Genomic DNA, 12,757 nt, shown 5'->3' on the forward strand with positions numbered 1-12,757 from the left:
GCGTCCGTCAGACGGCGGGGACGAGTTCGGCGCGCAGCGCCGCCGTGAACGCGTCCACGTCCTCCTCGGTCGTGTCGAAGCCGCACACCCAGCGCACCTCGCGGCGCGCCGCGTCCCAGTCGTAGAACCGGAAGCGGGCGCGCAGCCGGTCGGCCACGCCCTCGGGCAGGACGGCGAACACGGCGTTGGCGTCCGTGGCCTGCGTGAACTCGACGCCGGCCAGCGAGCCGTCGGCGACCCCCGCCTCGATGACGGCGCGCAGCCGGGCGGCCATGGCGTTGGCGTGGCGGGCGGAGCGCAGGTACAGGTCGCCGTCGAACAGGGCGAGCAGCTGCGCCGAGACGAAGCGCATCTTCGAGGCCAGCTGCATCTGGTTCTTGCGCAGGTACACGAGGCCGTCCGCGGCGTCCGGGTCGAGCACGACGACGGCCTCGGCCAGCAGCGCCCCGTTCTTGGTGCCGCCGAGGGAGAGCACGTCCACGCCGACGTCGGTGGTGAAGGCGCGCAGCGGCAGGCCCAGGGAGGCCGCGGCATTGGCGATGCGGGCGCCGTCCATGTAGACGCGCATCCCGTGCTCGTGGGCGTAGTCCGTGATGGCCTTGACCTCGTCCGGGGTGTAGACCGTGCCGAGCTCGGTGGACTGGGTGAGGTAGACGACCAGGGGCTGGGCGCGGTGCTCGTCACCCCAGCCCCAGGCCTCGGCGGCGATCAGCTCGGGGGTGAGCTTGCCGTCGTCGGTGGCCACGGGCAGCAGCTTGATGCCGGCGGACTTCTCGGGCGCGCCGCCCTCGTCCACGTGGATGTGCGCGGTGTCCGCGCAGATCACCGCGCCCCAGCGGGGCAGCATGGCCTGGAGCCCGACGACGTTCGCCCCGGTCCCGTTGAACATCGGCCACGCGGTGGCGTCCTTGCCGAAGTGCTGGGCCACGACCTCCTGGAGGCGGGCCGTGTACACGTCCTCGCCGTAGGCGACCTGGTGGCCCCCGTTGGCCTCGGCGATCGCCGCGAGCACCTCCGGGTGGACGCCGGAGTAGTTGTCCGAGGCGAAGCCCCGCTCCTGCGGATCGTGGATCCTCTGCATGTCAGTCCGTTCCCTTCTCCTGGAGCGTGAGGACGGCGTCGTTCAGCGCGCCCGCCTCAGCCTTCCACAGTCGCGCGTACTCCTCGGCCAGCCGTTCCTCGAGCCCGGCGAGGGACTTCACGCGGAACACGACGGCCGCCGAGCGCAGCGGCGCCTCCGCGTCCCGGGCGGCCTTGGCCCAGCCCTGCGCGACCGCGCGGGTCCATGCCTCGCTCGCCGCCTTCACCGCGGCGTAGTTCGCGCCGCCGGCGAGCGGCCGGGTCACCGCCGTGGACGAGACGATCGCGAGGCGACCGGCGGACGAGGCCCGCAGGTCGTCGTCGAGGGCCCGGCTCACGTGCCGCAGCGCCGTGAACGAGGCCTCGAGGGCGCGGTAGTCCTCCTCGGTCTGGCCGGCGAGGCCCCCGCCGCCGCGCCAGCCGCCCACCAGGTGGAGCAGGCCGTCGATCCGGGTGCCGCGGGCGTGCAGGTCCTCGACGAGGCCGCGGACGGCGGTCTCGTCCGTGAGGTCCAGGGCCGCGGTCTCGGCGCCGAGTTCGGCGAGGGGGGCGAGCTTCGCGGCGTCGCGCCCGGTCGCGACGACGTGCGCGCCGGCGTCGAGGAGGGTGCGGGCGGCGGCCCGGCCCGAGGCGCTCGTGGCGCCCGCGATCAGGACGGCGCGGTCGGTCAGGGCGGCCACGGGTCAGGCGTCCGTGCCGCGGATCCCGGCGGTGGACTCGATGACGCCGCACATCTTCTTCTCGAGGGCCTCGAAGAACATGGACAGCGGGAACTCGTCGTCGAGCACGAGGTCGGTGTAGCCCTTGGGCGGGCCGGCGAGCACCTCGCGCGGCAGGCCCTGCGCCCACACGGAGGCCGGGTGCGGGGTGACCACGGAGGCGACGAGCTCGTAGGCCTGGAGCCAGTGCACGGTCTTGGGGCGGTCGATGGACTCCCAGTAGAGCGTGTCGATGGCGTCGCCCAGCTCGACGACGGCGTTGGCGAGCCGGTCCCAGTCCACGCTGAGCTCGACGTCGCGCCACTGGATCACGTCCTTGCGGTGCAGCCAGGCGAAGAGCAGCTGGCCGCCGAGGCCGTCGTAGTTGCGGACGCGGGAGCCGGTGAGGGCGAAGCGGAAGACGCGGTCGAAGAGGACGGCGTGCTGCACGAGCCCGGCGTGGCGGCGGGTCTGCTCCTCGAGCGCGGTGAGCTGCTCACCGGCGGCGGCGCGCGCCGTGAGGCGGCGCTCGATCGCCACGCACTCGCGGAAGGCGGTCATGTCGCAGCGCATCTCCTCGAGCGTGTAGAGGAAGAAGGGCATGCGCTGCTTGATCATGAACGGGTCGAAGGGCAGATCGCCGCGCATGTGCGTGCGGTCGTGGATGAGGTCCCACATCACGAAGGTGCCCTCGGCGAGCTCCTGGCAGGAGAGCAGTTCGGCGAGCTCGGCCGGGAGCTCGAGCTGGGTGATCTCGGCGGCGGCGGTGACGACCCGGCGGAAGCGGGCGGCCTCGCGGTCCTGGAAGATGGCGCCCCACGTGAAGGTGGGGATCTCGCGCATGGCCACGGTCTCGGGGAAGAGGACGGCCGAGTTCGTGTCGTAGCCGGGGGTGAAGTCGATCAGGCGCAGGGAGACGAAGAGGCGGTTGCCGTAGTCGCCGGCCTCGAGCTCGGCGATGAACTCGGGCCAGATGGTCTCGACGACGAGGGCCTCCACGTGCCGGTCGGGGGAGCCGTTCTGCGTGTACATCGGGAAGACCACGAGGTGCCGGACGCCGTCGACGCGGTGCTCCTGCGGCTGGAAGGCGACGAGGGAGTCCAGGAAGTCCGGGACGCCGAAGCCGCCGTCGGCCCAGCGGGCGAAGTCGCGGGGCAGGGCGGCGAGGTAGGCGGCGTCGTGTGGGAAGAGCGGGGCGAGCTCCTCGACGGCGGCGACGATGGTCTCCACGTGCTCGCGCGCGGCGGCGTGGTCCGCGGGGTCCGGGATGGAGCCGTCCTTGACCTGCAGGGGCTGCAGGGCGGTGGCGGCGGCCTTGAGGCGGAGCCAGGCCGGGTGGGTCTCGACGGTGCGCGCGTCGGCCGGGGTCTCCGGAACGACGACGTCGGTCCGGGCGGGCTGCAGAGTGGTGGACATGGAACCCTCCTGAGGTCGAATCGCCGGAAAATATCCGGTGATGCGGATCACTTGCCGGAAGGTTTCCATGAGGGCATGGGGCTGTCAACCCGGCGGCCGGGGCCGGCTGATAGCGTGCGGCGCATGGACGACCCTGTCGACGCGCGGCTTGCGGCCGCCGTCTCCCATGACCCGCGCGCCACGCTCGCCCAGCTCTCCGAGCGGGTCGGCCTCTCGACCTCCGCCGTGCAGGCGCGCCTGCGCCGGCTCGAGAGCACGGGCGTCATCACGGGCTACCGTGCGCTGCTCGACCCCGAGGCCGTGGGCAGGCCGCTCTCCGCGTTCATCGAGATCAGCCCGCTGGACCCGCGCCAGCCCGACGACGCCCCCGAGCTCCTCGAGTCCATCGCGGCGATCGAGGCGTGCCACTCCGTGGCCGGCGACGCCGCGTACATGCTCTTCGTGCGCGTGGGCTCGCCACGCGAGCTCGAGGCCCTCGTGACGGAGATCCGCCAGACGGCGTCGGTGTCCACCCGGACCACCGTGGTGCTGCAGACCTTCTACGAGCACCGCCCCATGCTGGAGTTGCCGGCGGAGGACTGAGGGCGGGCGCGTCGGCCCCACCTGTCACGTGAGTGGTCGGAATGAGGGCGGGTCTGACGCTCATTCCGACCTCTCGCGTTCCCGGCTGCGGCAGCGGGCACTCGGCCGTCCGTCCCCGCTACGGTGATCCCGTGCGTCCGACCTCGCCCCGTCCCGCCCCCGCCTACCTCACCGACTCCGTCCCCGCCCGTCGCGGCCACCCGCTGGGGTTCGCCCACCGGGGCGCCGCCGTCGACCGGGAGAATTCCCTGGCCGCGTTCGCGGACGCCCACGCCGCCGGGTTCACCTACCTCGAGCTGGACGTGCGCACCACGGCGGACGGCGAGCTCGTCGTGTTCCACGACGAGACTCTGGACCGCGTCAGCACGGGCCGCGGCCGGCTGCGCGACCACACGTGGGAGCGGCTGGCGGACGTCACGGTCGGCGGGGAGCCGCTGCTGCGCTTCACCGAGCTGCTCACGGCGCTCCCCGAAGCCCGCCTGAACGTGGACCTCAAGGACCGCGCGTCGGCCCCGGCCCTGGCCCGCATCCTCGCCGAGCACGGCGCGTGGGACCGCGTGCTCGTCGCCTCGTTCCACGACTCGCGGCGCCGCCTCTTCCGGCGCGCCCTCGCCCGCCTCGGCCACCCCGAGCGGGCGTACGGGCCGGAGCGGGTGGCGACGTCGGGCGGGGCGGCCGCCATCGCGGCGCTCGTGACGCTGGGCCCGCTGGGACTGACCCGCTGGCTGCGCCGGTGCGCCCTCGACGTCGACTGCGTGCAGGTGCCCGTCCGGCACGGCCGCGTGCCCGTGGCCACCGCCGACTTCGTGCGGCGGTGCCACGCGGCGGGCCTGCCGGTGCACGTGTGGGTCGTGGACGAGCCCGCGGAGATCGAGCGCCTGCTCGACCTCGGCGTCGACGGCGTCATGACCGACCGCGCCGACGTCCTCGCGGAGGTCTACGACCGCCGCGGCTTCTGGCCGCAGCGCTGATCCCCGCCCCCTCAGAGCATCTTCGGCAGCAGCGCCCGCTTCATCCGCCCGTACGGCGGGTACGCGGTCTTGAGCGTGTCCACCTGGTCCGACTTCGTGATGGACGGGCGCAGGTGGGAGAACGTCTCGAACCCGTGGATGCCGTGGTACGCGCCCATCCCGGACGCGCCGATCCCGCCGAACGGCAGCGTCGCGATGCCGGCGTGCAGCAGGCCGACGTCGTAGCCGAGGCCGCCGGCCTGTACCTGGTCGTCGAACGCGCGGTGGTAGCTCGGCCGGTCCGTGAAGAGGTAGGCGGCCAGCGGGTGCGGGCGCTCCGCGATGAAGTCCAGGGCGTCCTGGAAGGTGTCCACGGTCAGCACGGGCAGGATCGGGCCGAACAGCTCCTCCTGCATGAGCGCGCCGTCGGGCCGCACGCCCGTCACCACGGTCGGCGCCATGTACCGTCCTGCCACATCCACGTCGCCGCCGACGAGCAGCTCGGCGCCGGCGTCGAGGTCCGTCTGGAGCATCTCCCGCAGCCGCTCCGCGTGCTCGGCGGAGATGAGCCGGCCGTAGTCCTTCGACGCGCGGGGGTCGTCGCCGTAGAACTCGCGCAGGGCGGCGGGGATCTCGGCGGTCACCTGGCGCAGCGCGGCCTCGCCGACGGCCAGCACGTAGTCCGGGGCCACGCACGTCTGGCCCGCGTTGGTGAACTTCGCCCACGCGATGCGGCGGGCCATCGCTCCCGTGTTCCGCGACGGCGTCACCACCGCCGGCGACTTGCCGCCCAGCTCGAGCGTCACGGGGGAGAGGGTCTTCGCCGCCGCCTCGTAGACGATCCGGCCCACGCGCTCCCCGCCGGTGTAGAGGATGTGGTCCCACGGCTCCGCCAGCAGCGCGGTGTTGCACTCCTTGCCGCCCGCCACCACGGAGACCAGCGCGGAGTCCAGGTACTGCGGCACCAGCTCCCGCAGCGCCGCCGCCGTGGCCGGGGCCTTCTCCGACGGGCTGAGCACCACCGTGTTGCCGGCCGCCAGCGCACCCACGACCGGGGCGAGCGCGAGCTGCACCGGGTAGTTCCACGCGCCGATGACCAGCACGAGACCCTTGGGCCGCGGCCGGACCTCCGCGCTCGCGGGCCGCAGGGCCAGCGGCAGCTTCACGGGCCGCGGCTCCATCCAGTCGGTCAGGTGCAGCAGCGCGTGGTCCACCTCGGAGCGCACCGAGACGATCTCCGTGATCAGGGCCTCGGTGGCCGGCTTGCCCAGGTCCGTGCCGAGCGCCGCGACGAACCGGTCCGCGTGCTCGGTCAGCATCCGCTTCAGGCCCTTGAGCTGGCGCACCCGCACCGCGCGCGGGTGGGCGGCGCGGGAGCGGGCGGCGGCGCGCAGCCGCTCGACGGCGGCCCGCGGCTCCTCGGGTCGGGGCCCGGCCGGCGCGATCGGCAGGGCCTCGGTGGGCAACGGCTCGCGGACCGGATCGTCGGCGGGGGAGTCGGGGGAGTCGGTGGTCAGACCGGGGGGCTGCGTGCTCATGCCGGCCACGCTACCGAGCGGCCCTGTGCGGCGGCAGGGCGGGGCGCCGTCGTCGTCCTCCGGCCGCTGGTGCCGCCCCGACGGGCGCCACGGCGTTTTCGTTCGGGAAACGGCGCACGCGCCCCGCCATTTCCCGAACGAAAGCGGTGCGACACGCCGCCGTTTCCCGAACGAAAGCGGACGGGGGGAGGGGAGATGGGGCGGGGGTCAGCCGATGACCGCGTCCACCAGCCGCTGCGCCTCCGCCTGCACCTGCGTCAGGTGCTCGGGGCCGCGGAAGGACTCCGCGTAGATCTTGTAGACGTCCTCGGTGCCGGAGGGCCGCGCCGCGAACCACGCGTGCTGCGTGACCACCTTGAGCCCGCCGATCGGGGCGCCGTTGCCCGGGGCGTTGGTCAGCGTCGCGAGGATGGTCTCGCCGGCCAGCTCGGTCACGGGGACGTCGTCGGGGGAGAGGGTCTTCAGCTTCGCCTTCTGCTCGGCGGTCGCGGGGGCGTCGATGCGCGCGTACGCCGGGTCGCCGTGCAGGGCCACGAGGTCGCGGTACCGCTCGGACGGGGACTGGCCCGTCACGGCGATGATCTCCGCGGCCAGCAGGCACAGCAGCAGCCCGTCCTTGTCCGTGGACCATGGGCTGCCGTCGAACTGCACGAAGGACGCGCCCGCGGACTCCTCGCCGCCGAACACGCCGGTGCCCGTCAGCAGTCCCGGCACGAACCACTTGAAGCCCACCGGCACCTCCACGAGCTCGCGGCCCAGGTCCCCGGCCACGCGGTCGATCATCGAGGAGCTCACCAGGGTCTTGCCCACGCCCGCGCTCTGGGGCCACTGCTCGCGGTGGCGGTACAGGTAGTCGATGGCCACGGCGAGGTAGTGGTTCGGGTTCATCAGCTCGCCGTCCGGGGTGACGATCCCGTGCCGGTCCGCGTCGGCGTCGTTGCCGGTGGCGACGTCGAAGGGCACCTGCCCGTCCGCGTCCGGGGTCATCCGCTCGATCAGCGAGGCCATTGCGTTCGGCGACGAGCAGTCCATGCGGATCTTGCCGTCCCAGTCCAGGGTCATGAACCCGAATCGCGGGTCCACCTCCGGGTTCACCACGGTCAGATCCAGCCCGTGGCGGTCGGCGATCTCGCCCCAGTACGCCACGGACGCCCCGCCCATGGGGTCGGCACCGATGCGCACGCCCGCCTCGCGGATCGCCTCCACGTCGATCACCTGCGGCAGATCGGACACGTACCGGTCCAGGAAGTCGAAGCCGCCCAGCTTCGCGTGGCCGGCGACGTCGGCGCTCGCCACCCGGTGCACGCCCGCCAGCCCGGCGGCGAGCAGCTCGTTGGCGCGGTCGGCGATCCACGTGGTCGCCTCGGTGTCCGCGGGGCCGCCGTGGGGCGGGTTGTACTTGAAGCCGCCGTCCGCGGGCGGGTTGTGCGAGGGGGTGATCACGAGGCCGTCCACGAGGCCGGCGTTGTCCCCGTCCACCGCAAAGCCCGACGGCGACAGCTCGCGCCCGGCGTTCAGGTGCAGGATCGCGTGGGAGACGGCGGGGGTGGGCGTGTAGCCGCCGCGGGAGTCGACGAGCACCTCGACGTCGTTGCCGAGCAGCACCTCGACGGCGGTGTCCTGCGCGGGCCCGGACAGGGCGTGCGTGTCCTTGCCGACGAGGACCGGCCCCGTGATCCCGTGGTGCGCGCGGTACTCGACCACGGCCTGCGTGATGGCGGCGATGTGGTCGTCGTTGAACGAGGTCGTGAACGCGGAGCCGCGGTGGCCGGAGGTGCCGAACACGACCTTCTGCGCCGGATCCGTCACGTCCGGGTGACCGGTGCGGTACGCCTCCAGGAGGGCGTCGACGTCGATGAGGTCCTGCGGCAGGGCGGGGGTGCCGGGACGCTCGGCGGCGGGCAGGGCGGCGGTGTTCTCGGTCATGTGCCTCACCTTGGCACGGGCGGGCGGACGGGGGAAGACGCGCGGCCCAGCGGGACGACGCCGGCGGTCACTCCCGGCAGCCGGCGCACAGCCCCCAGTAGTAGACCTCGGCCTCGTCGACCGCGAAGCCGTGGCCCTCGGGGGCGTCGAGGCACGGGGCGGAGCCGGTGCGGCACGGCACGTCGACGACCGTGCCGCAGCCGCGGCACACGAGGTGGTGGTGGTTGTCGCCCGTGCAGATCTCGTAGCGGGCCGGGGAGCCGGCGGGCTGCAGGGAGCGCACGAGCCCGGCCTCGGTGAGCGCGTGGAGGCAGTCGTAGACGGCCTGGTGCGAGGTGCCGGGCAGGGCCCGACGCACGGCGGTCAGCACGGTGGACGCGTCCGCGTGGGGGTGGTCGGCGAGGGCGGTCAGCACCGCCAGGCGGGGCCGGGTCACGCGCAGGCCGACGCCGCGCAGCAGCGTGCGCTCGTCCTCATCCCGCGTCGTGGTCTCCATGCCAGTCGATCCCATCCGGTTCTCTGGAACATGTCAAGAAAGAGCGGGCCGCTTCGCCCCCGGCGCATCGGCCATTCCCCGCCGTGCCCGTGCTGACTACGGTGAATCCTCGACCCCGGGGCGCACCGGCCCGGGCGCCGTCGACGAGGAGGTCCCCACCCATGGCCCAGCCCGAGCCCGTCCGTCTCGTCCCGGGTGGAGCCGTGGACCGCCCGGCCGAGCAGGCCCTCCTCGCGGCCGCCGCGGCCTGCGGCGGCGACGTCGACGCGATGGTCGGGCTGCTCCGTGCGTCGTCCGGTGCCGCGTCCGGCGAAGACGCCGCCCCGCTCGACCTGCCGCTGACCGGCGCGGGGCGCACCCGGGAGCAGTGGGAGCTGCTCGCCTCCGTCGCCGCGCAGGACCTCTCGGCCGCCCGCGTGCTCGAGCCCCATCTGGACGCGCTCTCGATCCTGTCCCAGGCAGGCGTCCCCGCCCCGGCCGGGCTGCTCGGCGTCTACGCCTCCGAGTCCGGCGGTCGCACCCCCGCCCTGCGCCCCGTCCCGGACGGCCCCGACACCGCCTGGCTGCTCGACGGTGAGAAGCCGTGGTGCTCGCTCGCGGACCGGTGCGCGGCCGCCGTCGTGACCGGCCGGGAGGCGGACGGCACCCGCCGTGCTGTGCTCGTGGACCTGTCCCACCCCGGTGTGGCCGAGACCGACTCGGCCTGGCCCGCGCTCGGCCTCGCCCCGATCCGCACGGTGGGCCTGGCCTTCGACGCCGTCCCCGGCAGTGCCGTCGGCGGCGCCGAGTGGTACCTGCGCCGGCCCGGCTTCGCGTGGGGCGGCATCGGCGTGGCGGCGGTGTGGTTCGGCGGCGCCGTCGGCATCGCCCGCACTCTGCGGAACGCCACCGCCGCCCGCGCGGCCGCCGAGGCCGAGGGCCGCGGACCGGGCCCGGACCAGATCGGCCAGGCCGCGCTCGGCCGCGTCGACCGGCTGCTCCATGCGATGGCCGCCCTGCTCGCCCGTGCCGCCGACGACGTGGACGCCGGCCGCCTGGACCACGGCCGCGGCATGGTCGAGGCCGACCGGATCCGCGGCACCGTGGCGCAGCTGTGCACCGAGGTGATGGACGTCGTCGGGCAGGCCACCGGCCCCGGCCCGCTCACCGGCAGCGCCGCGCACGCCCGCGCCGTGGCCGACCTGCAGGTCTACCTGCGCCAGCACCACGGACACCGCGACGACGCCCGGCTGGGCGCCGCGCTCCTGGCCGGCGAGACCGACGGCGGCTGGACGTGGTGAGCTTCTCCCACACCGACGACGGCACGTCCGAGGCGGCCTGGGCCGAGGGCGGCGTCGGCGAGCTGCCGGAGCTGCGCCTGCCCGTCTGGGACGCGCAGACGCTGCTGCTCGTGGCCGTGGCGCACCCGGACGACGAGACCCTCGCCGCCACCGGCCTGATCCGCTCCGCCCTGCGCGGCGGGGCACGCGTGCACGTGCTGGTCGCCACCGCCGGCGAGGCCTCCCACCCGCACTCGCCCACGCACACGCCCGCGGACCTGGTCCGGCTGCGCCGGGACGAGATGGAGCACGCCCTCGACGCCCTCGCCGCCGGCCTGCCCGCCTCCGCAGGCCCCGGCTCCCCGGCGCGGGACCGGCTGACCTGGGCGTCCCTGGCCCTGCCCGACTCCGGCGTGGCCGAGCACGAGGACGCCGTGCGCGACGCCGTCGCCGCGGCCCTCGACGCCCACCCCGGCCCCGCCGTGCTCGCCTCCCACGACCCGGGCGACGGCCACGCGGACCACGAGGCCGTAGGCCGGGCCGTCGGCGCGGTCGCGGGCGAGTGCGACCTGCCGCTCTACGCCTTCCCCATCTGGTTCTGGCACTGGGCCGACCCGGCCGACCTGCCCGCCCGCCGCTACCGGCGGCTGCCGCTCACCGACGACGACCGTGCCGCCCGCCGTGCCGCCCTCGACGCGCACGCCTCCCAGGTCCGGCCCCTCTCCGCCGCGCCCGGCGACGAGGCGATCCTCGGCCCCGCCGTGCTCGCCCACCACGAGCGCCCGTTCGAGGCCCACCGCGTCTCCGGCCCCGACGACGCCGACGCCCACCGGGCCGCCGCCGTCTTCGACCGGCTCTACCGGGCCCAGGAGGACCCGTGGCGCTACCTCAGCTCGTCGTACGAGGCCCGCAAGCGGGCGCTCACCCTCGCCGCCCTGCCCCGGCCCCGCTACGGGACCGTGGTGGAGGCGGGCGCGTCCATCGGCGTGCTCACCGCGGACGTGGCCGCGCGCGCGGACCGCGTGGTCGGCCTCGAGGCGTCCTCCACCGCCGTCGAGCGCGCCGCCGCCCGGCTGGCCGGCACGCCGCACGCCGAGGTGCGCCGAGCCGTGCTGCCCGCGGACTGGCCGGCCGACGTCGCCGGCGCGGACCTCGTGATCGCCTCCGAGATCGGCTACTTCCTGCAGCCCGAGGAGCTCGACGCGCTGATCGACGACGCCGACGCCGCGCTCGCCCCCGGCGGCGAGCTGCTGCTGTGCCACTGGCGCCACCCCATCGAGGGCTGGCCGCTGGACGGGGACGCCGTGCACGCGCGCGTCGCCGCCGACCCGCGCTGGCGGCTGCGCACCGAGCTCGTGGAGGACGATTTCCGGCTCAGCCTCCACGTGCGGGCCGCCGCCGCGACCCACGCCGTCGTCGTGGTGCCCGCCAAGGACGAGCAGGAGCGGCTGCCGGCCGCGCTCGCGGCCCTCACCGCCGCCCTGGACCGCTGGGAGGAGCACCACGCGCAGGGCACGGCCGCGGTCGTGGTCGCCGCGGACCGCTGCGACGACGCCACGGTGGCCGCCGCCCTCGAGGCCCGCGCCGCCGACCCGCGCATCCACGTCCTCGAACTGGGGGAGCCGACCGCCGGGCAGGCCGGCGTCGGGCGGGCCCGCGTCGAGGGCGCCCGCCGGGCCCGCGCGCTGTTCCCCGACGTGCCCGCCGAGCGCCTCTGGCTCGCCTCCACCGACGCGGACAGCCGCGTCCCCGCCGACTGGCTGCTGGCGCAGACCGTGGCCGCCGGCCGCGACGAGGCGCTCGTGCTGGGCACGGTGGACGTGCGCCAGGGGCCGCTGCGGCAGGCCTGGCTCCGCGGCTACCGGCACGAGGAGGGGCACGCGCACGTGCACGGGGCGAACCTGGGGCTGCCGTGGTCGCTGTATGAGGCCGTGGGCGGGTTCCCGCCGGTGGCCGAGCACGAGGACGTCGGCCTGGCCGAGGCCGTGCGGGCCCTGGCGGGGGAGCGCGACGGCGGTGACGGCCGCCGGGTGCGCGTGATCGCCACCGACACCACCCGCGTGCTCACCTCGTCCCGCCTGGAGGGGCGGACCCCCGGCGGGTTCTCCGGGTACCTCAAGGCGGTGGGCCGGCCCGGGTGAGGCCGGCCGGGGAGCAGGGGTACGGGGCCGGGCCGGGTCCGGGGGGCACCGCCAAGACTCGGCACCGGACCGCGACGCCCCGAACCGGAAGGACCGTCATGACCGACCCCCACGCCTCCCACGACCCGCGCCGTGAGGCCGCCCGGCCGAGCTGGTACGGGTCCGAGGCCGGTGCGGGCTCCTCCGGCACCGGCTCCTCCGCCGCCGGCTGGCCCGACGCCCCGGCCGGCGACGCCGACCGCGCCGCCTGGGACCGGGCCCCCTCGTACGCCGAGCAGGAGGGGCAGACCCGCCCCGCCTACGGGCAGCCGTACGGCTACGGCCAGGACGCGAACACCGTCCCCGCCTACGGCTACGGGCAGGGCACGCCCGGCCACGGCTTCGGAGCCCCGCTGCAGCCCGGCCAGACCGACGGCGTCGGCCGCTCGGTGGCGTCCATGATCCTCGGCATCATCTCCGTGGTGGGCGGGTTCACGTTCCTCCTCCCGCCGATCGTGGGCGTGGTCCTCGGCCACATCGGCCTCAGGCGCGAGCCCCACGGCCGCGGCATGGCGATCGCCGGCCTCGTGATGAACTACGTGTCCCTCGCCCTGCTGCTGCTCGCCGTCGTGTTCCTCGTGATCCTGGTGATCGCCGGGATCTCCCTGGGCGACTACACCTCGACCTGACCG

The 12,757-nt window shown here is 75.2% G+C and carries 11 protein-coding genes; 5 read left to right on the forward strand and 6 right to left on the reverse strand.

Annotation, left to right across the window (positions count from 1 at the left end; translation table 11 throughout):
- Positions 1-7: 7 nt before the first annotated feature.
- Genes AC0VX2_RS00220 through AC0VX2_RS00230 form a run of 3 tightly spaced genes read right to left on the reverse strand, consistent with a single transcriptional unit; the run spans position 8 to position 3,194 of the window.
- The gene (locus tag AC0VX2_RS00220; RefSeq protein ID WP_041103500.1) at positions 8-1,081 is read right to left on the reverse strand and encodes a threonine aldolase family protein; all 1,074 of its coding nucleotides are present in this window, start codon (positions 1,079-1,081) and stop codon (positions 8-10) included.
- A gap of 1 nt (position 1,082) precedes the next feature.
- Positions 1,083-1,760 carry an SDR family NAD(P)-dependent oxidoreductase gene (locus AC0VX2_RS00225; RefSeq protein WP_036316546.1) on the reverse strand — a complete coding sequence of 226 codons (678 nt, stop codon included), beginning with the start codon at positions 1,758-1,760 and terminating at the stop codon, positions 1,083-1,085.
- A gap of 3 nt (positions 1,761-1,763) precedes the next feature.
- The gene (locus AC0VX2_RS00230; RefSeq protein ID WP_041103501.1) at positions 1,764-3,194 is read right to left on the reverse strand and encodes a DUF6421 family protein; all 1,431 of its coding nucleotides are present in this window, start codon (positions 3,192-3,194) and stop codon (positions 1,764-1,766) included.
- A 123-nt stretch (positions 3,195-3,317) separates the two neighbouring features.
- Here AC0VX2_RS00230 and AC0VX2_RS00235 point away from each other — a divergent pair, with 123 nt between their 5' ends.
- Together AC0VX2_RS00235 and AC0VX2_RS00240 are read left to right on the forward strand one after the other, a co-directional pair.
- The gene (locus AC0VX2_RS00235) at positions 3,318-3,776 is read left to right on the forward strand and encodes an Lrp/AsnC family transcriptional regulator (protein WP_036316550.1); all 459 of its coding nucleotides are present in this window, start codon (positions 3,318-3,320) and stop codon (positions 3,774-3,776) included.
- 131 nt (positions 3,777-3,907) lie between these two features.
- A complete protein-coding gene (locus AC0VX2_RS00240) occupies positions 3,908-4,747 on the forward strand; it encodes a glycerophosphodiester phosphodiesterase family protein (protein ID WP_036316556.1) in 840 nt (279 codons plus the stop codon).
- 11 nt (positions 4,748-4,758) lie between these two features.
- Here AC0VX2_RS00240 and AC0VX2_RS00245 read toward each other — a convergent pair whose 3' ends face one another.
- The 3 genes from AC0VX2_RS00245 to AC0VX2_RS00255 form a co-directional block, all read right to left on the reverse strand.
- The gene (locus AC0VX2_RS00245) at positions 4,759-6,264 is read right to left on the reverse strand and encodes an aldehyde dehydrogenase family protein (RefSeq protein ID WP_036316573.1); all 1,506 of its coding nucleotides are present in this window, start codon (positions 6,262-6,264) and stop codon (positions 4,759-4,761) included.
- A gap of 207 nt (positions 6,265-6,471) precedes the next feature.
- Positions 6,472-8,190, reverse strand: a complete 1,719-nt coding sequence (gene pgm / locus AC0VX2_RS00250) for a phosphoglucomutase (alpha-D-glucose-1,6-bisphosphate-dependent) (protein ID WP_119217637.1) — start codon at positions 8,188-8,190, stop codon at positions 6,472-6,474.
- A 67-nt stretch (positions 8,191-8,257) separates the two neighbouring features.
- The gene (locus AC0VX2_RS00255; RefSeq protein WP_119217636.1) at positions 8,258-8,686 is read right to left on the reverse strand and encodes a Fur family transcriptional regulator; all 429 of its coding nucleotides are present in this window, start codon (positions 8,684-8,686) and stop codon (positions 8,258-8,260) included.
- Positions 8,687-8,847: 161 nt separating this feature from the next.
- Between AC0VX2_RS00255 and AC0VX2_RS00260 the strand changes: the two genes are divergently transcribed.
- From AC0VX2_RS00260 to AC0VX2_RS00270, 3 genes are all read left to right on the forward strand, one after another.
- Entirely contained in the window at positions 8,848-9,966 is a 1,119-nt protein-coding gene (locus AC0VX2_RS00260; protein WP_475432594.1) for an acyl-CoA hydrolase, read from the forward strand.
- On the forward strand, positions 9,963-12,086 hold the full coding sequence (locus AC0VX2_RS00265; RefSeq protein WP_041103514.1) for a PIG-L family deacetylase: 2,124 nt from the start codon (positions 9,963-9,965) through the stop codon (positions 12,084-12,086). The genes AC0VX2_RS00260 and AC0VX2_RS00265 overlap by 4 nt, the downstream gene beginning before the upstream one ends.
- Positions 12,087-12,184: 98 nt before the next feature.
- A complete protein-coding gene (locus tag AC0VX2_RS00270; protein ID WP_041103506.1) occupies positions 12,185-12,754 on the forward strand; it encodes a DUF4190 domain-containing protein in 570 nt (189 codons plus the stop codon).
- The last annotated feature ends 3 nt before the right edge of the window (positions 12,755-12,757 follow it).

The sequence above is a fragment of the Micrococcus sp. iso_239 genome (genome assembly GCF_056173395.1).

What these genes read in the sequence shown, in the direction of transcription:
- AC0VX2_RS00220 (WP_041103500.1), bottom strand. Translation starts at nt 1,081, where the DNA reads ATGCAGAGGATCCACGATCCGCAGGAGCGGGGCTTCGCCTCGGACAAC.
- AC0VX2_RS00230 (WP_041103501.1), bottom strand. Translation starts at nt 3,194, where the DNA reads ATGTCCACCACTCTGCAGCCCGCCCGGACCGACGTCGTCGTTCCGGAG.
- AC0VX2_RS00235 (WP_036316550.1), top strand. Translation starts at nt 3,318, where the DNA reads ATGGACGACCCTGTCGACGCGCGGCTTGCGGCCGCCGTCTCCCATGAC.
- AC0VX2_RS00245 (WP_036316573.1), bottom strand. Translation starts at nt 6,264, where the DNA reads ATGAGCACGCAGCCCCCCGGTCTGACCACCGACTCCCCCGACTCCCCC.
- pgm (WP_119217637.1), bottom strand. Translation starts at nt 8,190, where the DNA reads ATGACCGAGAACACCGCCGCCCTGCCCGCCGCCGAGCGTCCCGGCACC.
- AC0VX2_RS00255 (WP_119217636.1), bottom strand. Translation starts at nt 8,686, where the DNA reads ATGGAGACCACGACGCGGGATGAGGACGAGCGCACGCTGCTGCGCGGC.
- AC0VX2_RS00260 (WP_475432594.1), top strand. Translation starts at nt 8,848, where the DNA reads ATGGCCCAGCCCGAGCCCGTCCGTCTCGTCCCGGGTGGAGCCGTGGAC.
- AC0VX2_RS00270 (WP_041103506.1), top strand. Translation starts at nt 12,185, where the DNA reads ATGACCGACCCCCACGCCTCCCACGACCCGCGCCGTGAGGCCGCCCGG.